This window comes from Kitasatospora sp. NPDC101801 (assembly GCF_044766665.1).
In the GTDB taxonomy this organism is placed as follows: Bacteria; Actinomycetota; Actinomycetes; order Streptomycetales; family Streptomycetaceae; genus Kitasatospora.
In genome coordinates, this window is sequence record NZ_JBIWML010000012.1 from 43035 (window position 1) to 65414 (window position 22380).

The window sequence follows — 22380 nt, forward strand, 5'->3', positions numbered from 1 at the left end:
AGGAGACTCCGTACCTACCGTGGTCGCAAGGCGGTCGCCGATCCGGCGTGCTCGCCTGCCACTCCGGTCGCACCGGTGCCCGCCTCGGACTGCGACCCGGGAGCGATGCGGCAGCGGCGGCCCGGCGCCGACGATGGCCGGGTGACCGAGATCATCACGGGGCTGTACATGTCCCCCCTGGAAATCCTTGCCCTGCTGGGTGCCGTCGCGCTGGTGGCGGCCCGCTGGCTTCCCTCCGTCCTCCGACCCCGCGTCACGATCGCGGCGGCGGCGATTCTCGCGCCCTCCGCGATCGTGCTGAGCGTGGCGGGGATCCGCTGGCAGCTGCTGCCGGTCCTGGCCGGCGCTGCCCTGGCGTTGCCGTTCGCCCTCTCACCCCTGCTGCGCCGCCGTACCGGCCGGACGGCGTGGCGGGCCCGCTGGTGGCTGGCCCTGCCGGGATCGCTGGCCTGCGTCGGCCTGATCGCCACCGGCCCGGTGGCCGCCTGGGCCTTTCCGGTGCCCGAATTCCCCGAACCGTCCGGCGAGTTCGCGGTCGGCACCCGGGTGGTGCAGTGGACCGACCCGCTCCGTCCGGAGAGCTTCACCGCCGATCCGGACGACCGGCGCACGGTCGTGGTCCAGCTCTGGTACCCCGCGCAGAAGAGCCCCGCAGGCACGCAGCGGGCGCAGTACCTCGGGCGCACGGAGCAGGAGGCGCAGACCGTCTCCGCGGCCCTCGCCGACGCGGTGGGCCTGCCGGGCTTCCTGGTCGACGGTGTTCCCCGGGCCCGCAGCCGGTCGGTCTTCGACGCCCCGGTGGCCGGTGGGGGCGAGAGGTTCCCGATCGTGCTGTTCTCGCCCGGGTCGGGCGGCGTGCGGACCCAGAACACCGCCTGGGCGGAGGAGTTGGCCGCCCACGGCTATCTGGTCGCCGCCCTCGACCACCCGTACGACTCCGCGGCCGTCGTCCTCGACGACGGCCGGACGGTCAGGGGCGAGACCTCCTCCAGTGGGGACCGGGACACGGACGAGGAGCTGGCGGCCGGCTGGACGGCTGTCCGGGCCGCCGACCTCGGCTTCGTCCTCACGCAGTTGGACCGGCTGGACCGGGGTGAGACCGCGGACCCGTTGACCGGACGCCTGGACACCAGCCGGGTCGCGGCCACCGGGCACTCGACAGGCGGCGCCGCCGCCCTCCAGGCCGCCCGGCAGGACGGCCGGTTCGGCGCCGTCATCGATCTGGACGGCTACCCCCACGGCCCGACCTCCCCCGCCCTCGGCCGGCCGGCACTCGCGCTGACCCAGGCCGTCACCCCCGACACCGACCCGCGCTACCTGCCCCGGCTCACCGAGGCCCTGGAGCTGAGCACCGCGACGAGTTACCGGCTCACCATCCCCGGCGCCGCACACCTCACCTTCATGGACGGACCCCTCTACCTGCCGCCCGTGCCCTCGATCGTCGGCTCCCTGGGCCGGACCGAGAGCCTGCACGTCGTCGCCGCCACCACGCTGGCCTTCCTGGACGCCACCCTGCGGGACCGGCCCGGTGACCTGGCCGGCGTTCTGTCGGCCTACGGTGAGCTCAGCGTGCACCACCCGGGCGGCGGTCGCTGATCCGGCGCGCCTCAGCAGCTGACGGAACGACAAGTTCGGCTGGCCCGCGCGAAGTTCGCGATGCCGTCCCCGCTCCGGTGTGGCTATTGATCCGGGTGACGGGATCGCTGACACTGTGTGCCAGGTAACAATCGCGGGGGGCGATCGTGCTCGAAACATTGGGCTTGAACAGTCAGGCTGAGGCGGTTTACCGCGCCATGCTGGCGTGTCCCGACCACGGGGTGGCCGACCTGGTCGAGGGGACGGGTCTGCCGATCGTGGCGGTACGGGCGGCACTGAACGAGTTGGCCGACCTGGCTCTGCTGAAGCCTTCGGCCGACTCCGACGGTCGGCTGCGGCCGGTCAGCCCGGATGTGGGGCTTGCCACCCTGCTCGCTGCGGCCGAGGCCGACGCGGCGGCCAAGCAGGCCCAGTTGGTGGCCACCCGGGCGGCCATCGCGATGATCGCGGCCGAGCACGACCGCCGTTGGGACGGTGACGGGGACGCCACCCGCCGGCTGATCGGGCTGGACGCGGTCCGGGGCAGACTGGAGGAGCTCCAGCACCGCACCGAGTCGGAGTGCCTCTCGCTGAACCCCGGCGGCGCCCACCGGCCCGACGCACGGGCGGCCGCCGGACCGCTCAACCAGCAGGCGCTGGAGCGCGGGGTGGCGATCCGGGCGATCTGCCGGGACAGCGTCCGCAACGACGCCGACGCGTACAGCTACGCCCGCTGGCTGACCGGGCTGGGCGGCCAGATGCGGACCGTACCCACCGTGCCGATGCCGCTGGTCATCATCGACCGCAGGCTCGCCATCCTGCCGCTCGACCCGAGCGACCCGCGCGAGGGCGCGTTGGAGGTGGACAGCCCCGGGATGATCACCGCAGTCTGCGCGCTATTCGACCAACTCTGGTCCGTGGCCTCCTCGTTCGGCGAGGTGGCCCCGACCGACCGGAACGGCTGCACCCCGCTGGAACAGGCTCTGCTGGAGATCATCAGCGCCGGCCACACCGACGACGTCGCGGCCCGGAAGCTCGGACTCTCGCTCCGCACCGTCCGCCGGATGATGGCCAGCCTGATGGTCAGTCTGAACGCCTCCAGCCGCTTCCAGGCCGGGCTGAACGCCTCGAAGCTCGGGTGGATCTGACCCCCGGGGAGCTGCGGTGGAGCGGCCGGTCCGCTCCACCGCTGACCCCTCGTCAGTTCAGGGCCACCGCCGGGACGGGATTGCTGCCGCTCCAGGTGCCGTTGAAGCCGAAGGCGACCGAACCGCCGGCGGTGACGCCGCCGTTCCAGGCCGCGTTGGCGCAGGTGACCCGGGTGCCGGTCTGGGTACAGGTGGCGTTCCAGCTCTGGGTGAGCTGCTGGCCGGCGGTGAAGTCCCAGCTCACGCGCCAACCGCTGAGCGAGGAGCCGGGCGGGCAGCTCACCGTGACGCCGCCCGTGAAGCCGGTGTTCCACTGGTTGGGCACCGTGTAGGCGGCCGTACAGCCCGGTGCCGGTGAGCTGCTTGCCGACGGCGAGGGAGTCGAGGCGGGAGTGCCGGCGCCGAGGGCGACCGCGACCGCGTGGTGGGCGGGCTTGGGCTGGTAGCCGGCGTCGTACAGGGTGGCCGCGCCGTAGCCGGGGAAGACGCTCGGCACCCAGGAGTCGGCGTCGGAGATGTCCCAGGCGGTGACGCCCCGGCAGCGGCCGACCGCGAGGCAGGACTTCACCACCGTGCCGTAGTCGGCGGCCTGTTGGGACAGCTTGGCCTCGGTGGCCGGGGTCTGCATCCGGACGTCGAGCTCGGTGACGGCGACGTCGACGCCCAGATCGGCGAACCGTTGGAGGTTGGCCTGGAGCGTGGCCGGGACCTGACCGAGGACGAAGTGCGCCTGGAAGCCCACCCCGTGGATCGGCACCCCCTGTGCCTTGAGCGAGCGCACCAGCGCGTACAGCGCGTCGCTCTTCGCGCCGAGCCCCTCCACGTTGTAGTCGTTGAGGTACAACTCGGCCGCCGGGTCGGCCTGGTGGGCCCAGGTCAGGGCGTCGGCCACGAAACCGGTGCCGAGGGCGTCGGTCCACAGCGAGGAGCGGTAGCTGCCGTCCTCGTTGAAGAGCTCGTTGAGCACGTCCCAGGCGCGGACCCGCCCCTGGTAGCGGCCGACCTCGGTGGTGATGTGCTGCTGCAGGAGGCCGCGGAGCTCGGCTGCGCCGAAGCCGCCGTTGGCCAGCCAGCCCGGGTTCTGGCTGTGCCAGACCAGGGTGTGCCCGCGCACCTGCTGGCCGTGGGCCTGGGCGAAGGCGACGATCTGGTCGGCCTCGGCCCAGTTGTAGCTGCCCCTGGTGGGCTCCACCGAGCCCCACTTCATGGCGTTCTCGGGGGTGAGCGAGCCGAACTGCGTACCGGCCAGGGCGGCGTACGCGGCGTTGCCGCCGAGTGCGCCGCCGGCCACCGCGTTGCCGAGGTAGACGCCCTTGGCGGCGGCGAGTTCGCGCAGCGGTGGGTCGGCGGCCCGGGCGGTGGAGGGCAGCAGCGCGGCGCCGAGCAGGGCCGCGGCGCAGACGGTGACGGCCAGCACGGTCCGGCGGAACCGGGTGGGCCGGTGGGCGGACGGTCCGAGCGGGGGGGGCATGGCTTCGTCCTTTCCTCAGGGGGACGGGCGCGGGCTCAGGCGCAGACCGACCCGTTCACGGTGAACCGGGCGGGGGCCGGGTTGCTGCCGGAGAAGGTGGCCTGGAAGCCGAACTGGGCGGTGGCGCCCGGTGCGACGGAGCCGTTCCAGCCGACGTCCTTGGCGGTGACCGCCGCTCCGCTCTGCACGACGGTGGCGTTCCAGGCGTTGCCGATCCGCTGGTCGCCGGGGAAGGACCAGGCCAGCGACCAGCCCTGGAGGGGGGTGGTGCCGGTGTTCTTCAGGGTCACCGTGGCGGTGAAGCCGCCCGACCAGGCACTGTCGACCCGGTAGCCGACCGAGCAGGCCGCCGAGGCGGGGGCGTCGTCGTCGGCCTCGGTCGCGGTGAGGGTGGCGCCGGTGACGCCGGGGCCGGTGAGGGCGAAGGCCGCGGTGCCGTTGCTGCTGTCGGTGTCCTGGGCGGCGGTGAGCGTCACGGCCTGCTCGGTGGACCAGTTGGCGGGGGTGAACACCAGCGTGCTCCCGCTGCCCGCCGCGAGGTCCTGGTCACCGGAGCTGCGGGACACCGTGACGGTGACGTTCTGGGCCGGGGCCGCCGAGAGCCTGACCCGGGCGAGCGCGCTGCCGCCCTCCGGTACGGCAACCGCCGTGGGAGCCACCAGGATCTGCGGGGTGGCCGGAGGGTTCGTCCGGTCGGCGGCGAAGGCCGCGAGCCAGGCCAGCGGGGCGTTCCAGTTGATCGCCACCTCGTTGGTGGAGTACGAGCCGATGTCGTCGACGTAGCACTTGGCGGGCTTGCAGCCGGTCAGCCGCTCGACCGCCACCGGGTCCTGGAGGCCGGCGTTGGGGCCACCGGCGAAGGAGCCGGCCGGCGGGTGCGGCAGCGAGGGGTCGCTCTGGTGCGCCCAGAACCGGTGGTGCTGGTTCTCCGAGGCCAGCTCGCCGTAGCCGGTGACGTACGACCGGTTCAGCGCGTTGCGGCCGAGCAGGTAGTCCAGCGACTCCAACGCACCTGCCCGGTAACGCTGTTGACGGGTCAGCTCGTAGGCGACGCCGAGCACCATCGCGTCGTTGGCGACCGCGCTGTTCGAGCCCCAGTTGTAGCCGTCGGCGGCCAGCGGCACGCCGTAGCCCTGACCGGCGATGGTGGCGAGGTGGCCGTCGGCGGCCGTGACGAGCGAGGCGCGGAGCCGGGCCAGGTCGTCGGCGGGCAGCCCGACCCCGGGCACGGTGGCGAGCGTGATCCGGCCCAGGGTCGCGGTGCCGCCCCACCAGGGGGTGTCGGCGGGGGCGTTGTGGAAGGAGGAGCCGGTGACGGCGTCGCGGTACTGGCTCTCACCGGTGGTCGCGAACAGCTCGGCGGCCGCCCAGTAGAACTCGTCGCCCACCTCGGCGTCGTCGTACCCGCCGCCACCGGTGGTGTCGGTGGCGGAAGCGAGCAGGGCCGGGTTCGCCCTGGCCGCCGTCCAGGCCCGCCGGGCGGCGTCCAGGCACCGGGCGGCGAAGGCCGCGTCGTACGGGGCGTAGACCCGGGCGCACTGTGCGGCGGAGGCCGCCAGGTTGAGGGTCGCGGCGGTGGACGGGCGGTGCAGTTCACGCTGCTGGGCGTCCTGGTCGGGGCGGGTCGGCAGCGCGGTCCAGGCGGAGTCGTGCACCTTGTGGAAGGCCATGCCCGCCAGCGGCTTGTCGGCCGGGACCTGCATCCGCAGCAGGAAGTCCAGCTCCCAGCGCGCCTCGTCGAGCACGTCGGGCACGGCGTTGCCGCGCTCGGGCACCCGCAGGGTCGAGTCGCCGAGGGCCGCCTCGGTGCCGGCCCGCTTGGCCCGCTCGAAGGAGTTGACCAGCTGCCAGGCCGCGATGCCGCCGTTCACCACGTACTTGCCTTGGTCGCCCGCGTCGTACCAGCCGCCGCGGACGTCCCTGGTGTAGTCGCAGACCCCGGCCTGGCAGGGCACGTTGACGTCGCCCAGGTTGGGGGCGACTCCCAGGTGTCCGGCCGGTCGGCCGTAGCCGGACCCGGCCAGTGCGGCGTCGATGGCGATCCCGCTGCGCTGCTGGTAGAAGAACGACAGGCTGTCCGAGCGGAGGCCGTCGTAGAGCGACGCGGAGATGTCGAAGGGGTAGCTGCTCTGCCCGTCCACGACGAGGGTGAGGCCCGTTCCCGTGCCGCCGTAGGCGGAGAAGTCCACCAGGTGGGTGGCGTCACCGGACGCGGCGTCGGCTCCCCGGACGACGGTGCTGCCGGAGGCCAGCACGGCCCCGGCCGCACTGCGCAGCTGCCAGCCGAGCGGGGCCGTGGCGGAGCTGACCACGGTGGCGCGCTTGGGGCCGTCCGGAAGGTAGCCCACCTGGTTGACCCGGACGGTCGAGCTGGCGGCGGCCGCCGCCGGGGTGGCGGTGCCGGGGGAGCCGACGAACGCCCCGGTCAGCAGGGCGGCGGCGAGCAGCACGGCAGCCGATCGGCGTCGTGGGGAGGTGGGTGCGGGGGTGAGGACGGAAGGCACGGGTGGGGCCTTTCGGCTGGGCGCGCGGGGGGCGCGCGGCGGCAGGAGGCGGTGGTGGGGCGGGAGTTGCCCCACCACCGGGGGTTGCGGAGGGTCAGGCGGCCGTGCAGGTGAGCGTCGGGGCCGCGTTGCCGCCCGTCCAGGTCCCCTGCAGCCCGAAGGTGGTCGAACCACCGGGCGCCAGTGTGCCGTTGTACGCCAGGCTGGTCGCGGTGACCGCGCCCGCCGTCTGCTGGGCGGTGGCGTTCCAGGCGCTGGTGAGCTGCTGGCCGTTCGGCCAGGTCCACTGCACCGACCAGGACTTGGTGGCTGCGGTGGCGGTCACCGTGACGGTGGCGGTGAAGCCCGGGCTCCACTGGTTGTCCAGGTGCCACCCCGCCGTGCAGCCCGTGCCGGCGCCGGCGCCCGAGGTGGTGGCGGTCACGGCGGCGGAGGCCGCCGAGACGTTGCCGGCCGCGTCCCTGGCCCGCACCGTGTAGGCGTAGCCGGTGGCGGCGGTCAGCCCGGTGTCGGTGTAGGAGGTGCCGGTGGCGGTGCCGGCCAGGGTGGCGCCCCGGTAGACGTCGTACCCGCTGACGCCGACGTTGTCGGTGGCGGCGGTCCAGGACAGCGAGACGCTGCTCGCGGTGCGGCCGGTGGCGGTGAGCCCGGTGGGCGTGGAGGGCGCCTGTACGTCGCCGCCGGGTGTACCGGGTGCGCCGAAGCCGGGTGCCTTGACGTCCGCCAGGTAGGCGTCCTTGGTGGTGTTGACGGTGGTCCAGTCGTCGTTGAGGATCCCGCCGGTGTCACCGGAGTTGGGGTTCCAGGACCAGAACGTCCAGCCGATGCTGTCGGCCCCGTAGCGGGCTGTCGGCCGCAGGTACTGCACCAGTGCCTTGAGCCACTGCTGGTCGACGGTGGACTGGAGCGTGGTGCCGAACTCGCCGACCCAGACCGGTGCGATGTTCTGCTGGAACAGGTAACCCCAGTTGCGGTCCCAGACGCCGGGCAGGTTGGCCGGGTAGGAGGGGTCGGTGAACCAGCTCTGCTGCGCCACGCTGGTCGCGTAGTCGTGCACGGAGTAGACGAGCCGGTCGGCCACGTTCAGCCGGACGGGGTACTGGGCGGCGCCCTGGAGGTTGCCGCCCCACCAGTACGAACTGCCGTTGAAGGTCTGGTTGCCCTCGACGAAGACCAGCAGCCGGGGGTTGGCGGCGAGCACCGCGTTGCCGGCCCGCTCGGCGGCCAGCCGCCAGTCGAGGGCGGGGTCGCCGCAGCCCCAACAGGCCGGGTCGTGCGGCTCGTTGTGCAGGTCGATGCCGATCACGGCGGGCTTGCCGGCGTACCGGGCGGCGAGGCTGCCGAGGTGGCTGATCCAGCTGGACTCGGGCACGGCGGCGGTGTACCAGAGCGCCGACTGCCCGGTGGAGTCCGGACGGTGACGGTCCAGGATCACCTTGAGGCCGACCGTACCGGCCTGGTCGACGATCTTGTCCATCACCTGGAGTGAGTTCAGGCCTTGAAGATCCGCGTTCATCCCGCCCGAGGTGTTCAGGCTGACCGGGGAGGTGCCCTTGAAGAGGTCGTCGCTGTAGGGCAGCCGGATGGTGTTGTAGCCGAGCGACTTGATCTGGTCGATCATGCTCTTGTAGTCCCGGGACCAGAGCCCGTGCGGGACGTAGTTGGCGGTTTCGAAGCCGAACCAGTTGAGGCCGGCGATCCGGACCGGGCGGTTGGCCTCGTCCAGCAGCTGGCGGCCGCTGGTGTGCCAGTAGCCGGAGCCCGGTTCGGTGGCCGCGACGCTGGTGGCGGGCCGGGTGGCCTGGGTCGCCTGGGCTGCGTGGGTGGTGGTGGCGGGGGCGATGAGTGCGGTCGACGCGAGGGCGATGGTCAGCAGCGCATCGCGCAGGCGGCGTACGGGGTGGAGCACGTCGCTGGTCCTCTCTGGTCGGTCCGGCGGGATCGGCCGTCCGATGGGAGCGCTCCCACTTGACCGGGGAGCTGGACGCCGTGCGGTTCTGCCGGGGTGGGGGACGGGGCCCGTAGGGTGGGGGCGGGCGTGCCGAGTGCGGCGGGTCCAGTGAATCCATGGAGTGTCAGGGCGTCAAGGGGCCGTTCAGTATTCGGCAGTTGAACGCGGAACGGTACCGGCGGACGGGAGTGCAGGGTGGACGGGCAGCAGGACGGCGCGGGCTGGGTGGTGCGTACCGGTGAACGTCCCGGCACCGCAGGGCGGTTGACCGAGGATCACATCGTGGTGCTGCCTGACGCGGTGGTTGTCCTGGACGGCGTCTCCACGGTGACCGGGGACGAACCGCTGGGTGGCTGGTACGCCCGTACGCTCGGCGAGCGGCTCGCCGACGGGCTCGGGGGCGGCGCGGCGGCCGACCTGCGGGTGGTGCTGTCGGGAGCGATCCGGGCGGTGGCCGCCGAGCACCGGCTGCTGCCGGGCCGGAGCCCGGCCGCGACCGTGGCGGTGCTGCGCCGCAGCGGCGACCGGCTGGACGCGCTGGTGCTCGGCGACAGTCCCGTGGTGGCGTTCGGCCGGGACGGCACTGTGCACGAGCTGCGGGACGACCGGCTGGCCGACCTGGTCGCGCCCCGGCCACAGCTCGCCGAGTACCGGGACCGCCTGGCCGCCGGGTCCGGGTACGACCAGCGGCATCGTGAACTGATGCGGGAGCTAAGGGAGTTCCAGTACACCGTGATCAACCGCGAGGGCGGCTACTGGATCGCCGAAGCCGAACCGGAGGCCGGTCTGCGGGCCCGGACCGCGTCCTGGCCGCTCGCCGAGCTCACCGACGTGGTGCTGGCCACCGACGGGGTCAGCTCCCTGGTGGACGACTACCGGCTCGCCGACTGGCGCACCCTGGTGGAGGACTGCCGCCGGTCGGGCCCGCAGTGGCTGGTGGACGCGGTCCACGAGGCGGAGGCGGGAGACCAGGGCGCGGTGAAGTGGCCGCGCGGCAAGGTCCACGACGACAAGGCGCTGGCCCACGTCACCCTCGACGCACCGTCCGGGCAGCCAGCCTGAACGGCTACGGCGGCCGGCGTCCTTGACGAGTGGCTGTGACGTGCCCCCGCCGGATGGACGATCGAGCAGGTGCGCGCTCTCCGGCGACCCGACCGCTGCCCCGCTCACCCTTGATCGGCTGGTGGTCGTCGAGTACGCCGGGCGGGGTGACTACGACCTGCTCCGGCCCGAGGTCATTCTTTCGTTCCACGGGTTGTGCCTGGTCAAGGACGACGGCGAGTTGGACGGTGACGGCTCGGTGGTCTGCTGGGCCTGCTACGGCCCCGACCTGGCCGAGGCGATCCGCAGTCTCTGAAATGCTCGACGAGGACGACCGGGTGAGGCGGACGACGCGTGGACCGCCCCCGTTGTCCGGGGCGGCCCACGGTGCGGCGGGGCTACGCTGCCCGGTCGGTCACTTCTCGGCCGGGAGCTGGTAGACGTTGTCCGGGGTGACGATCTTGGTGATCGCGTTGGCGACGAGGGTGCTCGGCTCGGAACCGTCGTGGGCGACGTCGGTGTTCAGCAGGATCACCATGGTGGCGTCCTGCTCGGGCAGGTACATCGTCACGCTCTGGTAGCCGGGGAGCGAACCGTTGTGGCCGACCCAGCCGTGGGTGCGGAACAGGCCGAGGCCGTACCCGGCGCCGTCGAAGTTCGGGACCGGGACGAACTTCTCCCGCTGCGCCTGGGTGGCGGGGGAGAGCAGGGTGCCGGTGGCGACCACCTTGGCCCAGCGGTGCAGGTCGTGCAGGTCGGAGATCATCGCGCCGGCGGCCCAACCCCAGCTCGGGTTCCAGTCGGTGGCGTCGGTGAGCTCGCCGGACAGCGTCTGCCGGGTGTACCCGTGCGGGTGCGGCTCGGGGAACTCGGCGCCCTCCGGCAGGAAGGTGTGGTCCAGGCCGGCCGGGCCGGTCACCCGCTCCCGGATGACGTCGGCGAGCGGCATCCCGGTCAGCTTCTCCACCACCAGGCCGAGCAGCACGGTGTTGGTGTTGGAGTACTGGAAGGCCGAGCCCGGCGCGAAGACGTTGTCGTGGCGGAAGGCGTAGGCCAGCAGCTCCGGCGGGGTGAACGGGCGGGTGGGGTCGCTGAGCAGGTCGTGGACGAAGTCCTCGTCGGCGGTGTACGAGAACAGGCCGCTGCGCATCTCGGCCATCTGACGGATCGTGATGTGGTCGCCGTCGGGGACGCCGTCCAGGTACCGGGAGATCGGGTCGTCCAGCCCGATCAGACAGTCGTCGACCAGCTCCAGCAGGGCGGAGATGGTGAAGGTCTTGGTCTCGCTGCCGATCCGCGAGTTGAGGTCGGGCGTCATCGGCCGGCCGGTCGCGGTGTCGGCGACCCCGGTCGACCGTACGTAGCTGCCCCGGCCGGGGAACCACAGGCCGACGGTCACCCCGGGGACGTCGGCCTCCTGGCGGACCCTAGCGATCGCCTCGTCGAGCTGGGCCACCAGGGCGGGGTCGAGCTCCTGGTGCGGAGCCCCGGCCGGGTGGGCGGCCCGGCCGTCGGCGGCCGTCGGCGGGAGGGCCTGGGCGGCCGGTGAGGTCAGGGCGAGCGGGGTCAGGGTGGCCAGGGCGAGCAGGGCGGTGGTGAGCCGACGGGGGGAAACACGGCGCATGGGCGGGGCCTCTTCCGGTGGGGGACCTTGCCAGGCAACGTCACCACCTGCGCCCGGCGCCGGGCCGGGAGCGCTCGTCGACCGCCCGGCGAGTCCACCCGTACGGTCCCCGACCGCCTGCGCCCGTCGCACCGAGCGGCCCGGCCCCGCCCGGAGCACCCTGGAAGGAGGCAAGGCCCGGCCGAGGCCGGGCACGGCACACGGACGCGGGAGGTGTTCGGCCATGGCGAGGTTCATGGATGTGCACCGGAACATGACGGGCATCACGGCGGAGGAGCTCCGGGCGGCCCACCTGGCCGACCTGGCCATCGAGGCCGACGAGGGGGTGCACTTCGAGCAGGCCTGGGCGGATCCGGAGGCGGGCGTCGTGTACTGCCTGTCCGAGGCACCGTCCAAGGAAGCGGTCCAGCGGATCCACGAGCGGGCCGGCCACCAGGCGGACGAGATCCACCCGGTGCCGCTGATGGTCTGAGGTGGTCAGGCCACCGGCTCGGGGCTGATCAGGACGACCTCGGCCGGGCCGGCGCGGAACGCCTGGTTGGCGGCGTCGGCCGCGACCATGTGGGCCGACTCGTCGTGCAGCCGGAGCGCCTCCGCCGACGCCCACTCCTCGATCAGGACGAAGCGGTCGGGGTCGTCGGCGACGGTGTGCAGGTCGTACCGCAGGCAGCCGGGCTCGGCGCGGACCGTGGGGGCCAGCGCGGTGAAGGCGGCGATCTGCTCGGCCCCGAGGCCGGGCCGGGTGGCGAGGTGGACGAGGACCTTCAGCGGGGTGGCGTTCGACATCCGGCGAACCTAGCGGTCGGCCGGTGACGCGGGGCGGACCCGACCGGATGGTGGAACGCGAACGGCGCGGAGCCCGGGCCGACCGGCCCGGGCTCCGACGGTGGGTCGGTCCTAACTGGGGGACTCGGCGCCCCGGCGGGCGTAGTACCACCAGGTGACCACGATGCAGCTGAGGTAGAAGGCGACGAAGCCCCACATCGCGCTGGTGACCGCGAAGTTGGCGAACATGGCCGGGATGAAGAAGAACCCGTAGGCGGCGATCGCGGCGGTGAAGCCGGTGACCGCGCCGGACTCCATCTCGGCCTGCTTGAGCGCCTGGTCGTGGGCGGGCGTCCCCTCGGTGAGGCCCTTCAGGGCCTTGGCCCGGAAGATCACCGGGATCTGCCGGAAGGTCGAGCCGTTGCCGATGCCGGAGAAGAAGAACGCGGCCAGGAAGCAGACGAAGAAGCCGTAGAAGGAGCCCTCGTTGCCGCCGGTGGGCAGGAAGGTGATGACTCCGACGATCGACCCGGCCATGCCCACGAAGGAGAGCACGGTGACCCTGGCCCCGCCGAACCGGTCGGCGACCCAGCCGCCGGCCCAGCGGGCGAGCGCGCCGAGCGCGGGGCCCATCCAGGCGTAGGTGGCGACGGAGTAGGCGGGGAAGGTGGTCTTGATCAGCAGCGGCAGGGCGGCGGCGAAGCCGATGAAGGAGCCGAAGGTCCCGACGTAGAGCCAGGTCATCAGCCAGGTGTGCTTGCGCCGGAAGATGACCCGCTGCCGGCTGAAGGGGGTGGAGGCGACCTTGAGGTCGTTCTGGCCGAACCAGCTGACCAGCGCCAGGACGATCAGCACCGGGATCCAGACGAACGCGGCGTTCTGCAGGTAGACCGGGGTGCCGTCGGCCTTGTGCTGGGCCGAGCCGATGGCGAGCATCGAGGAGGTGATCAGCACCGGGGTGAGCAGCTGGACCACCGAGACGCCGAGGTTGCCGAGACCGCCGTTGATGCCGGTCGCGTTGCCCTTCTTCTCCTTCGGGAAGAAGAAGCCGATGTTGGCCAGCGAGGAGGAGAAGTTGGCCCCGCCGAAGCCGCAGAGCGCGGCGATCAGGGCCAGCACGCCGAACGGGGTCGAGGTGTCCTGGATGGCGATGCCGAGCCAGAGCAGCGGGGCGATCAGCACCACGGTGGAGAGCGCGGTGAAGCGGCGCTGGCCGATCCGGGGGCCGAGGAAGGTGTAGAAGATCCGGGCCGTGCCGCCGGTCAGCCCCGGGATGGCGGTCAGCCAGAACAGCTGGGAGGTGGAGATGTCGAAGCCGACGTCCTTGAGGTTGGTCGCGGTGACCGACCAGACCTGCCAGACCACGAAGGCGACCAGCAGCGCGGGGACCGCGATCCACAGGTTCCGGGTGGCGACGCGCTTGCCGACGGACTTCCAGAAGACCTCGTCCTCCGGCTCCCACACGGTGACCGTGCGGCCCGGCCGGTAGTCCGCAGGGTCGGGGCCGGAGCGGCCGGCCGGTGGCTGCGAGGCGCGTTGGAGCGTGGAACTCATGCTGCTTCCCCTGCTGTTGAGACGATGCAGGTCCTACCGGGCGGAGGCCGCCGGGCAGGTCCGGATGCTTCCACAGTGCTCCTTTATCCAGGCCCTACCGAGAGTCCAACGCCACCTTCCGGCCGGTCCAAGGTCCCGCCCGCGGACCGCCAGGGCTCAGCCGGAGTGCGCGTGGGACTGCTCCTGCCGAGGTGCCCAGAGGGGGGTGCGGAGCTGGGTCTCCATCTCGTCCAGTGCCTGCCGGACGGCGGTGATGCGCAGCCGCAGCTCGTCGGCCGGATCGGGCACCTCCAGCACCGGACGGGCGGCGGCGGCCTCGATCTCGCGGGCCTCGTCGAGGGCGTTCAGCACCACCCCGATCAGCACGTTCACCAGGACGAAGGAGCCGAACAGCACGTAGGAGGCGTAGAACACGATGCTGAACGGCGAGATCTCCAGCCCGGCCCGGACGGACTCGCCCAGTCCGTCCAGCGTCATCAGCAGAAAGAGCGTCAGCGCGGCGCGCCCCAGCGAGCCGTAGTGCTCCGGGTCGTAGGGGGCGAAGCAGATCCAGCCGACCATCGAGTACACGTAGAGCACCAGCGCGCCGACCACCAGGAAGCTCGCCGTCCCCGGCAGGCTGCGGCCGACCGCGATCAGCAGCACCCGCAGCTGCGGCATGAAGCGCGCGGTGCGCAGCACCCGGGCCAGCCGGAGCAGCCGGAGCAGGGTGGTGTTCTCGCGCAGGAACGGGATGAACGCGGAGGAGACCACCAGCAGGTCGAAGACGTTCCACGGGTCCCGGAAGAAGGCGGCGGGCCGGTCCAGATGCGCGCCGAGGCGGACCAGCATCTCCAGGGTGAAGACCACCAGACAGCCGAACTCGGCCCGGTCGAGGGCCTGGCTGTACGCGGTGGTGAGCCCCGGGTAGGTCTCCACGCCGAGCAGCAGGGCGTTCAGCAGGATCACCGCGAGCGCGGTGAACGCGAACGCGGGCGCCTCGTTCACCGTACGGCAGCGGGCGGCCAGCCGGCCGAGGCCGGCCTGTACCGCGGTCAGCTCTGTCATCGGTCTCTCCCCTTGTACCGACCGCCGGGCGGGACGGTGATCGTCATTCCGCTCGCCCAACGCCTGACGGTCCGTCAGGGCACGCCGGCGTCCCGAAGCTCACCCGAACGGGGCGGCCGACCGGCGGCGCTGTGACGGGCCTGTGACCGGAGGTGTGGCGTACGTCATTGCCGGGGTGGGCACCCCCTGATCGACTCGGTGGATGCCCAGCTCCCGCACCGCCTTCCCCGCCGTCCTGGCCGGCGCCCTGCTGCTCACCGGATGCGGTTCGCGGGCCGCCGACCTCGGGAGCGGCGCCGTGCCACCGTCGGAACGGCCACCGGGTGCGCCCTCCTGCGGGCCGAAAACCGGCGGTGCGCCGAAGCAGTCGGGGCAGCCCGCCCTGGCGGCCGAGGACGGTGTCAGGATCACGGCCGTGCGCGGTGGTTGCGCCGAGTTCGAGGTGACCAACCACGAGGCCGAGCCGCTCTCCTACCTGATCTCCTTCAGTTTCCTGTCGGCCTCCGGGCAGGCGGTGGCGAGCGCGCAGCAGGCCGTCGGGTCGGTCGGTCCCGGCCGGACCGTGCCGGGCAAGGTGGAGACGACGGCCGGCCGGCCGTCGGACGGCGCCGGGCGGGTGAAGATCACCAAGGTGCGGAGCGTGCCGAGCGCCGAGGCGTCGGTCGCGGGCGAGCCCTGCCCGCCGTCCGGGACGCGGATCTCCGTCGACGAGGGCGACGCCGCGATGGGGCTGCGGGTGGTGGGCCTGCACCTGGAGAACTGCGGCACCGGGACGCTCCGGCTCAACGGCTACCCGGAGCTCCAGGTCCTGGACGAGGACCACAGGGCGGTGGCCGCCGTGCAGGTGCTGCACGGCGGCAGCGCCATCGCGAGCGGCACCGGGGCCGACGGCGAACCCGAGCCGCTGGCCCTGCAGCCCGGGCAGCGGGCCCGGGCCGAGGTGGTGTGGCGCAACACCGTCGAGGCCGGGGTGGGCGACCCGGTCAACGCGCCGTACCTGCGGGTGCGGGCGGCGCCGGGCTCGGCCCCCATGACGGTGATCCCGGAACTCGACCTGGGCACCACCGGCCGACTGGGCGTCAGTGCCTGGCAGCCGGACGGGGTCGGCTGACGGGCTACTTGACCTTGGTGCAGCCGGTTTCGCTCGCCTGGTGGACCGTGACGTCGCTGGGCAGGGCGGTGGGCACCGGTGCGGGTGCGGTGGCGACCCGGTAGTCGGTCCCGAGGGTGACCACCACGGCGCTGCCGGTGCCGCCTGCCGCGACCGCGGTCTCCGGCAGGCCGAGGGCCTGGGCGATCGCGCGGGCGGCGTCCTTCTGGTCGGCCCGGGGGTAGCGGACGGTGCTGGTGACCACGTTCTTCGGTGCGCCCGTCCCGGCCTCGGCCCGGTACCCGACCTTGGCCAGGGTCTCGGCGGTGCTGGTGGCCAGGCCCTTCTGGGCGGTGCTGTTGAGGACGGTGACGCCGACCGTGGCCGGGTCCACCACCGGCGGTGGCGGCGGGGTGGCGGTCGGGGTGGCCGGCTGGGTGCCGCCGCTGTGGTCCTCGCCGCCGGTCAGCGGCTTGTCCGAGCGGATCAGGGCGAACAGCTCGCCGCTCCCGGGCGAGACCAGCTTGTTCTTCTCCTGCAGTTCCGGGTTCGGGTCGTCGTGGGTGAACGCGGTGGGCGGTTGGACGAACTGGACCTCGGAGGGCTTGATGTCCTTCAGGTCGGTGGCCAGCGAGACCAGCTTGGTGGTGCCGGCGATGTTCTCCGAGACGGTGAGCGACCTGGTGGCGGCCTCGATCACCGGGAAGGCCTTGGTCGGGTCGAGCAGGGTGCCCTTGGCGGTGAGCTTGCGCAGCAGCGAGGAGAGGTAGGCGCGCTGCATCGAGAACCGCCCGATCGCGGTGCCGTCCTGGACCTCGTGCCGGGTGCGGACGAACTGGAGGCCCTGTTCCCCGGTCAGCGTGACCGGGCCCGCCGGGATGTCGAGGTGCGAGCCGGAGTCGTTGACCGGGGTGCACAGGTTGACGTCGACACCGTCGACGGCGTCGGTGAGGTCCTTGACGCCCTGGAAGTTGACCACCATCCAGGAGTCGATCTTCAAGCCGGTGAGTGCCTGGACGGTGTCCTGCACACAGCCGGGGCCGCCCCGGCCCATCGCCTCGTTCAGCGGCCGGTGCTTGATCGCCTGGGAGATCTTGCCGTCCTTGGTGGTGCACTTCGGGATGTCGATCAGCGAGTCCCTGGGAAGGTCGAGGGCGACCGCCGCGCGTTTGTCGGGGTAGACGTGCAGCACGATGTTGACGTCGTTGTTGCCGAGGCCTACGTTCTGCCGGTCGCCGTAGCCGCCGCCCAGGCCCTTCCGGCTGTCGGTGCCGATCACCAGGATGTTCATCGCGACCCGGCCCTTGCCGTCGGCCTGGCCGGGCGGCGGCGGCGCGTTGCCCGCGCCGAGCCGGTCGGACTGGATGTTGGAGTCCAGATGCCGCAGGTAGAGGAAGGCGCCGCCGCAGCTCGCCAGCACCAGACCGCCGGTGGTGAACAGGACCGGTACGACCCAGCGCGGGCGGGACTTCGGCGACCGGCGGCCGTCCGGCCGGGCCGCCTGCCGGGTGGCCGCCCGTCCGGCAGGGTTCGGCTGGTGGTCGGGCATGGCGCGTCCCCCGCTTCTCGTGGTCGGGCGCCCGTCGGGCACCTGTACGAAGCTAGCGGAGATCGTGGGCCGGTCTGTGATCTGTTACAGAATCAGAACGCTTGAGTGCACAGGGGTTTGACGAACGAACTGGATGTCAGGCGGTCCCCGGAGCGGTCGGGCCGAGGTCGCCGGCCGGGGAAGGGGCCCTGGTGCCGAGGCAGAGGACGAAGGTGCTGCTCCGCCGCTGCTCGGTGTAGGTGGCGATCACCCCCGGCTCGGTGTCGCACTGCGTCTCGTCGACGCCGTGGACCACCTTGAGGACCTTCAGGTCGTCGGGGCCGGCCGCCGGGCAGTCGACGATCGTCACGTCCGGGGCGTCCTCGGTACCGGAGTTGTGGACGCAGTCGCCGGCCTGCGCGGACCGCGGGTCGTCCCGGTAGAGGTACGCGGCGGCGGCCAGGGCGAGCACCACTCCCAGTACGACGACCAGCCCGGCCAGGAGGCCCGAGCCGAACCGCCTGCTGCGAGGTGCCGTGGTCGCGGTGCCCTCCTCGGGAGACGGCGGGGCGTCGGTGGTGTCAGGGAGCTCGGCGGCGGGGCTGGTCACGGTCGTCCTCGGGTCGGTTCCGGCGGTGTGCGGCCAGACACTAGGGCATCCGAGGCCCGTGGATCGAATGGACATACGACCGCCCTCCGAGCGCATCGCACATGGATCTACCAGAACGAACATCCTTGTGTTAGAAATACGGCATGGCTACCGCGAACCGTCTCGACGTCACCTTGCGCCTGGTCCAGGGCGCCGAGCAGATGGGCGTCGGTGAGCTGGCCCGGCGGCTCGGCGTGTCCGAGATGACCGTCCGCCGGGATCTGGACGAGCTGGAGCGCCGGGGGATGGTCGAGCGGGTGCACGGCGGCGCCCGGGCCACCCGGACGCGGGAGCGGCGGACCGGGTTCGCCGCCCGCGAGCCGTGGCAGGCGGCCACCAAGAGCCGACTGGGCGCCGCGGTGGCCGAGTTGGTGGAGCCGGGTCAGACGGTGCTGCTGGACGCCGGCACCACCACCGTGCAGGTCGCGGCGCAGCTGGTGGCCCGGGCCCCGCTGACCGTGGCGGTGCTCAGCCTGCAGGCGGCCGTCCGGCTGGCCGACCAGCCGGGCATCCGACTGCTGGTGCTGGGCGGCGAGGCCCGGCCCGACGAGCAGTCGCTGGTCGGCCCGCTCGCCCTGCGGGCGGTGGACGCGCTGGCCTTCGACTGCTTCGTGATGTCGATCGGCGGCGTGCACGCCGAGCACGGCTGGTCGGAGTTCTCGCTGGACGACGGTGCCGTCAAGCAGACCGCGCTGGCCCGGGCCGCCCGGACGGTCGCGGTGGCGGACGCCACCAAGCTCGGGGTGCAGGCGTTCAGCCGGGTCGCCCCGCTGTCCGCCGTGGACGTCTTCGTCACCGACGCCACCGGCGCCGACCCCGCCACCCACCCCAGCGGTCCGCAGACCCTGGCCGCCCTGCGCGAGGCCGGGGTCGACACCCGGTTGGTCTGAGCTGCCCGAAGCCACCCCGCGCCGCCGTGGCCATCCCACGCGGCCCGAAGCCACCCCGACGAAAGGTCCCCGATGACCGAGACCCCCCGCCCGCTGATGATCCTGGTCGCCGGTCCCTACCGGTCGGGCACCGGAGACGACCCGGCCCGGCTGGCCGCGAACGTCGAGGCGATGAACCGGGCCGCCCTCACCCTGTTCCGGGCCGGTCACCTGCCGGTCACCGGCGAGGCGCTGGCCCTGCCGCTGATCGGCGCGGCCGGCTCCGCGCAGGTCGGCGACCCGGCCTTCGACGAGATCTTCCACCCGGTGGCCGAGCGCCTGCTGACCCGCTGCGACGCGGTCTGGCGGATCGGCGGCCCGTCCCAGGGCGCCGATCTGATGACCGCGCAGGCCACGGACCAGGGCAAGCCGGTCTTCCACCGGCTCGACGAGATCCCGGCCGCCCGGTGACGGCCGGCCTGGACACCCCCGACCGGCGCGGCCGCACCGGCCTCGACCGGGCCGGCCGCGACCTCACCGGCAACCCCGGGGTCGCGGTCCGCGACGTCACCCTGCTCTCCTGCCAGTGGTACGTGCTGCGCACCACCACCTTCGACTACCGGCACCGGGACGGGCACTGGAGCACCGAGCAGCGCGAGACGTACGACCGGGGCAACGGCGCCACCGTGCTGCTGTACGACACCGAGCGCGGCACGGTGCTGCTGACCCGTCAGTTCCGCTACCCGGCCTACGTCAACGGGCACCCGGACGGGATGCTGCTGGAGACGGCCGCCGGGCTGCTGGACCAGGACGACCCGGAGACCGCGATCCGCCGGGAGGCCGCCGAGGAGACCGGGCACACCATCGGCGCGGTGCAACACGTCTTCGACGTCTACATGAGCCCCGGATCGGTGACCGAGCGCCTGCACTTCTACGCGGCGCCGTACGGCCCCGGCACCCGCACGGGTGCCGGTGGCGGGGTGGCGGCGGAGGGGGAGGACATCGAGGTGCTCGAACTGCCCTTCGCCGAGGCCCTCGCCCTGGTCCGCTCCGGGGTGATCGCCGACGCCAAGACGATCATGCTCTTGCAGTGGGCGGCGCTGGACGGCCCGTTCGGCCCCGGCGGGGCCGGGTAGCAGGTGCGAGCGGGGAAACATCAGCGGATGTTCCGATGAAGTACGACTGTGTCGGCCGACACGTCGGACGATCCGTAGGGGGAGATTCCGCCGGGGTCGGCGCGAGTCTGCTACGGTTACACCAGTTGCAGTTTTGGTTCCCATGACTTTCGTGTGCGCCTGCTGGTTTGAACGCAGGCGCATTTTTGTTTCCCGGCTCGCACCGGATGGGTAATCCTCGCGGCGACTCGGCCTCCGCACAGGGCGGGAGCTGGTCAGCCCCTTGAAGGAGAATTTTTATGGCTAATGGCACTGTGAAGTGGTTCAACGCGGAAAAGGGCTTCGGCTTCATTGAGCAGGAGGGTGGCGGCCCGGACGTCTTCGCCCACTACTCGAACATCAACGCCAACGGCTTCCGCGAGCTGCTCGAGGGCCAGAAGGTCGAGTTCGACGTCACGCAGGGTCAGAAGGGCCCGCAGGCCGAGAACATTCGTCCGCTGTAGTTTTTACTGCGCAGGCACCTGCCACGCAGGAGGGGCCCGCACCGCGCGTCATGCACGGTGCGGGTCTCTCGGCATTTCTGCCGGAATCGGATGTTCACGGTTCGAGGTTTCGGCCGGGGGGCTCGTCGAAGCCCCTCGCAGGTGACGTGCAGCACGGTTTTCTCCGTCCACGCCCCGCGTTCTTCACCGCCGTGTCCGGCCCGTTCGTGCGCTCTCCGTGCTGCCCAGTGCCGCGGAGGCAGCCTCGCGACGCGCCGCGCCGAGGAAGGTTTTCCCCATGAACACCAACCGTTCCAGCCGTTCGTCGTACCAGAACTCCACCTCCCGCTCCGCCCAGGGCTCCCGCTCCGGCGGTGCGAGCCGGGGCAGCAGCTTCGGTGGTTCCGGCGGCGGCTTCCGCTCCGAGGGCCGGCCGCGTTCCTCCGGGCCGTCGAGCCGTCAGCGCTCCGCCCCACAGGGCGAGTTCGCGCTGCCCGTCACCGTCACCCCGCCGCTTCCGGCGGTCGAGGCCTTCGCCGAGCTGGACATGCCGCAGGCGCTGCTGGCCACGCTGACCCGGCAGGGCGTCACCGCCCCGTTCCCGATCCAGGCGGCCACCCTGCCGAACACCCTGGCCGGCCGCGACGTGCTCGGCCGGGGCCGGACCGGTTCGGGCAAGACCCTCGCCTTCGGCCTCGCGGTGCTGGCCCGGACGGCCGGCCGTCGGGCCGAGCCGCGCCACCCGCTGGCCCTGGTGCTGGTGCCGACCCGCGAGCTCGCGCAGCAGGTCACCGAGGCGCTCACGCCGTACGCCCAGGCCCTGCGCCTGCGGATGGTGACGGTGGTCGGCGGTATGTCGATCGGTCGTCAGGCGATGGCCGTGCACCGTGGGGCGGAGGTCGTAGTCGCCACCCCCGGCCGGCTCAAGGACCTGATCCAGCGCGGTGACTGCGTGCTCGACCAGGTCGGGGTGACGGTCCTGGACGAGGCCGACCAGATGGCCGACATGGGCTTCATGCCGCAGGTCACCGAGCTGCTGACGCAGGTCGCCGAGGGCGGCCAGACCATGCTGTTCTCCGCCACGCTGGACCGCAACGTCGACAAGCTGGTCCGCCGCTTCCTCAGCGACCCGGTGGTCCACTCGGTCGACCCGACGGCCGCCACGGTCAGCACGATGGAGCACCACCTGCTGCACGTGCAGGGCCACGACAAGAACGCGGTGGTCGCCCGGATCGCCTCCCGTGACGGCGGGGTCATCATGTTCACCGACACCAAGCACGGTGCGGACCGGCTGGTGCTCGACCTGCTCTCGGTCGGCGTCAAGGCGGCCGCCCTGCACGGCGGCAAGTCCCAGCCGCAGCGCACCCGCACCCTGGAGCAGTTCCGCAACGGCCAGGTGACCGCGCTGATCGCCACCAACGTGGCGGCCCGCGGCATCCACGTGGACGGTCTCGACCTGGTGGTCAACATCGACCCGCCGAGCGACCACAAGGACTACCTGCACCGTGGCGGCCGCACCGCCCGGGCCGGCGAGTCGGGCACCGTGGTCACCCTGGTGCTGCCCAACCAGCGCCGGGAGATGACCCGGATGATGACCGCCGCCGCGCTGGTGCCCGGCTCGGTCAAGGTGCACTCCACCGACGAGGAGCTGGCCCGGATCACCGGCGCCCGGGTCCCCACCGGCGTGCCCGTCGTGGTGGCCGACCCGGTCCGCGAGCGGCCGCGCCGCAGCCCCTCCTCCTCGTCCGCGGGCGGCCGGGGCCGGGCCCGCGACCGCCGTGGCGGCGGCGCCTCCTCGGGCAGCCGCAGCGGTTCCGCCGCGCGTTCGCCGCGCTCCGGCCCCCGGGTCGGTCTCGCCGCGTAGTACCCGGTCCGCCACCGGACGAGCACCACGCCCTCTCCAGAGTCGTCACGACCTCCCCGCCGCATCGGGCGGGGAGGTCGTGCCGTCCCCAGCAGCGACGAGC

The 22380-nt window shown here is 72.7% G+C and carries 20 protein-coding genes; 11 read left to right on the forward strand and 9 right to left on the reverse strand.

What is annotated here, in order from left to right:
- Window positions 1–105 precede the first annotated feature (105 nt).
- Both ACIRPK_RS16525 and ACIRPK_RS16530 read left to right on the forward strand, forming a co-directional pair.
- Complete coding sequence (locus ACIRPK_RS16525) at window positions 106–1596, forward strand: alpha/beta hydrolase family protein (RefSeq protein ID WP_403039179.1); 1491 nt, start codon at window positions 106–108, stop codon at window positions 1594–1596.
- A 164-nt stretch (window positions 1597–1760) separates the two neighbouring features.
- Window positions 1761–2723: a hypothetical protein gene (locus ACIRPK_RS16530; protein ID WP_403038848.1), complete on the forward strand. Its 963-nt coding sequence runs from the start codon at window positions 1761–1763 to the stop codon at window positions 2721–2723.
- Between the two features lie 52 nt (window positions 2724–2775).
- Here ACIRPK_RS16530 and ACIRPK_RS16535 read toward each other — a convergent pair whose 3' ends face one another.
- The 3 genes from ACIRPK_RS16535 to ACIRPK_RS16545 all read right to left on the reverse strand — a co-directional run bounded on the left by ACIRPK_RS16535 (window position 2776) and on the right by ACIRPK_RS16545 (window position 8607).
- Window positions 2776–4194 carry an endo-1,4-beta-xylanase gene (locus tag ACIRPK_RS16535; RefSeq protein WP_403038851.1) on the reverse strand — a complete coding sequence of 473 codons (1419 nt, stop codon included), beginning with the start codon at window positions 4192–4194 and terminating at the stop codon, window positions 2776–2778.
- Window positions 4195–4229: 35 nt separating this feature from the next.
- A complete protein-coding gene (locus ACIRPK_RS16540) occupies window positions 4230–6698 on the reverse strand; it encodes a glycoside hydrolase family 9 protein (protein ID WP_403038854.1) in 2469 nt (822 codons plus the stop codon).
- Between the two features lie 94 nt (window positions 6699–6792).
- The gene (locus tag ACIRPK_RS16545; RefSeq protein WP_403038857.1) at window positions 6793–8607 is read right to left on the reverse strand and encodes a cellulase family glycosylhydrolase; all 1815 of its coding nucleotides are present in this window, start codon (window positions 8605–8607) and stop codon (window positions 6793–6795) included.
- Window positions 8608–8844: 237 nt separating this feature from the next.
- Between ACIRPK_RS16545 and ACIRPK_RS16550 the strand changes: the two genes are divergently transcribed.
- Window positions 8845–9711, forward strand: a complete 867-nt coding sequence (locus tag ACIRPK_RS16550) for a protein phosphatase 2C domain-containing protein (protein ID WP_403038860.1) — start codon at window positions 8845–8847, stop codon at window positions 9709–9711.
- Window positions 9712–9832: 121 nt separating this feature from the next.
- Entirely contained in the window at window positions 9833–10006 is a 174-nt protein-coding gene (locus ACIRPK_RS16555) for a hypothetical protein (protein WP_403038862.1), read from the forward strand.
- A 99-nt stretch (window positions 10007–10105) separates the two neighbouring features.
- Here ACIRPK_RS16555 and ACIRPK_RS16560 read toward each other — a convergent pair whose 3' ends face one another.
- Window positions 10106–11314, reverse strand: coding sequence for a serine hydrolase domain-containing protein (locus ACIRPK_RS16560; protein ID WP_403038864.1), 1209 nt, complete (start codon window positions 11312–11314; stop codon window positions 10106–10108).
- Between the two features lie 223 nt (window positions 11315–11537).
- On the opposite strand from ACIRPK_RS16560, the gene ACIRPK_RS16565 reads away from it, so the two are divergent.
- On the forward strand, window positions 11538–11786 hold the full coding sequence (locus ACIRPK_RS16565) for an SCO4226 family nickel-binding protein (RefSeq protein WP_403038867.1): 249 nt from the start codon (window positions 11538–11540) through the stop codon (window positions 11784–11786).
- Window positions 11787–11791: 5 nt separating this feature from the next.
- On the opposite strand, the gene ACIRPK_RS16570 is transcribed toward ACIRPK_RS16565, so the two are convergent.
- The 3 genes from ACIRPK_RS16570 to ACIRPK_RS16580 form a co-directional block, all read right to left on the reverse strand.
- Window positions 11792–12100, reverse strand: a complete 309-nt coding sequence (locus tag ACIRPK_RS16570) for a putative quinol monooxygenase (protein WP_403038869.1) — start codon at window positions 12098–12100, stop codon at window positions 11792–11794.
- Between the two features lie 111 nt (window positions 12101–12211).
- Complete coding sequence (locus ACIRPK_RS16575; RefSeq protein ID WP_403038871.1) at window positions 12212–13633, reverse strand: NarK family nitrate/nitrite MFS transporter; 1422 nt, start codon at window positions 13631–13633, stop codon at window positions 12212–12214.
- Window positions 13634–13789: 156 nt separating this feature from the next.
- Window positions 13790–14680 carry an ion transporter gene (locus ACIRPK_RS16580; protein ID WP_403038874.1) on the reverse strand — a complete coding sequence of 297 codons (891 nt, stop codon included), beginning with the start codon at window positions 14678–14680 and terminating at the stop codon, window positions 13790–13792.
- A gap of 202 nt (window positions 14681–14882) precedes the next feature.
- On the opposite strand from ACIRPK_RS16580, the gene ACIRPK_RS16585 reads away from it, so the two are divergent.
- A complete protein-coding gene (locus tag ACIRPK_RS16585) occupies window positions 14883–15791 on the forward strand; it encodes a DUF4232 domain-containing protein (protein WP_403038877.1) in 909 nt (302 codons plus the stop codon).
- Window positions 15792–15795: 4 nt separating this feature from the next.
- On the opposite strand, the gene ACIRPK_RS16590 is transcribed toward ACIRPK_RS16585, so the two are convergent.
- A complete protein-coding gene (locus ACIRPK_RS16590) occupies window positions 15796–17319 on the reverse strand; it encodes an LCP family protein (protein ID WP_403038880.1) in 1524 nt (507 codons plus the stop codon).
- Between the two features lie 136 nt (window positions 17320–17455).
- Window positions 17456–17908: a hypothetical protein gene (locus ACIRPK_RS16595; RefSeq protein ID WP_403038883.1), complete on the reverse strand. Its 453-nt coding sequence runs from the start codon at window positions 17906–17908 to the stop codon at window positions 17456–17458.
- Window positions 17909–18051: 143 nt separating this feature from the next.
- Between ACIRPK_RS16595 and ACIRPK_RS16600 the strand changes: the two genes are divergently transcribed.
- From ACIRPK_RS16600 to ACIRPK_RS16620, 5 genes are all read left to right on the forward strand, one after another.
- Window positions 18052–18837: a DeoR/GlpR family DNA-binding transcription regulator gene (locus ACIRPK_RS16600; protein WP_403038886.1), complete on the forward strand. Its 786-nt coding sequence runs from the start codon at window positions 18052–18054 to the stop codon at window positions 18835–18837.
- Window positions 18838–18909: 72 nt separating this feature from the next.
- Complete coding sequence (locus ACIRPK_RS16605) at window positions 18910–19287, forward strand: DUF4406 domain-containing protein (RefSeq protein WP_403038889.1); 378 nt, start codon at window positions 18910–18912, stop codon at window positions 19285–19287.
- Entirely contained in the window at window positions 19284–19952 is a 669-nt protein-coding gene (locus ACIRPK_RS16610) for an NUDIX domain-containing protein (RefSeq protein ID WP_403038892.1), read from the forward strand. Before ACIRPK_RS16605 ends, ACIRPK_RS16610 begins: the two co-directional genes overlap by 4 nt.
- A gap of 278 nt (window positions 19953–20230) precedes the next feature.
- On the forward strand, window positions 20231–20434 hold the full coding sequence (locus tag ACIRPK_RS16615) for a cold-shock protein (RefSeq protein WP_030918248.1): 204 nt from the start codon (window positions 20231–20233) through the stop codon (window positions 20432–20434).
- Window positions 20435–20711: 277 nt separating this feature from the next.
- Window positions 20712–22277 carry a DEAD/DEAH box helicase gene (locus ACIRPK_RS16620; RefSeq protein ID WP_403038895.1) on the forward strand — a complete coding sequence of 522 codons (1566 nt, stop codon included), beginning with the start codon at window positions 20712–20714 and terminating at the stop codon, window positions 22275–22277.
- Window positions 22278–22380 lie beyond the last annotated feature (103 nt).

Excerpts from the sequence above, each read along its gene's own strand:
- ACIRPK_RS16615 (WP_030918248.1), top strand. The coding sequence starts at position 20,231 with ATGGCTAATGGCACTGTGAAGTGGTTCAACGCGGAAAAGGGCTTCGGC.
- ACIRPK_RS16525 (WP_403039179.1), top strand. The coding sequence starts at position 106 with ATGCGGCAGCGGCGGCCCGGCGCCGACGATGGCCGGGTGACCGAGATC.
- ACIRPK_RS16565 (WP_403038867.1), top strand. The coding sequence starts at position 11,538 with ATGGCGAGGTTCATGGATGTGCACCGGAACATGACGGGCATCACGGCG.
- ACIRPK_RS16600 (WP_403038886.1), top strand. The coding sequence starts at position 18,052 with ATGGCTACCGCGAACCGTCTCGACGTCACCTTGCGCCTGGTCCAGGGC.
- ACIRPK_RS16560 (WP_403038864.1), bottom strand. The coding sequence starts at position 11,314 with ATGCGCCGTGTTTCCCCCCGTCGGCTCACCACCGCCCTGCTCGCCCTG.
- ACIRPK_RS16605 (WP_403038889.1), top strand. The coding sequence starts at position 18,910 with ATGACCGAGACCCCCCGCCCGCTGATGATCCTGGTCGCCGGTCCCTAC.
- ACIRPK_RS16570 (WP_403038869.1), bottom strand. The coding sequence starts at position 12,100 with ATGTCGAACGCCACCCCGCTGAAGGTCCTCGTCCACCTCGCCACCCGG.
- ACIRPK_RS16535 (WP_403038851.1), bottom strand. The coding sequence starts at position 4,194 with ATGCCCCCCCCGCTCGGACCGTCCGCCCACCGGCCCACCCGGTTCCGC.
- ACIRPK_RS16620 (WP_403038895.1), top strand. The coding sequence starts at position 20,712 with ATGAACACCAACCGTTCCAGCCGTTCGTCGTACCAGAACTCCACCTCC.
- ACIRPK_RS16585 (WP_403038877.1), top strand. The coding sequence starts at position 14,883 with ATGCCCAGCTCCCGCACCGCCTTCCCCGCCGTCCTGGCCGGCGCCCTG.
- ACIRPK_RS16590 (WP_403038880.1), bottom strand. The coding sequence starts at position 17,319 with ATGCCCGACCACCAGCCGAACCCTGCCGGACGGGCGGCCACCCGGCAG.
- ACIRPK_RS16575 (WP_403038871.1), bottom strand. The coding sequence starts at position 13,633 with ATGAGTTCCACGCTCCAACGCGCCTCGCAGCCACCGGCCGGCCGCTCC.
- ACIRPK_RS16580 (WP_403038874.1), bottom strand. The coding sequence starts at position 14,680 with ATGACAGAGCTGACCGCGGTACAGGCCGGCCTCGGCCGGCTGGCCGCC.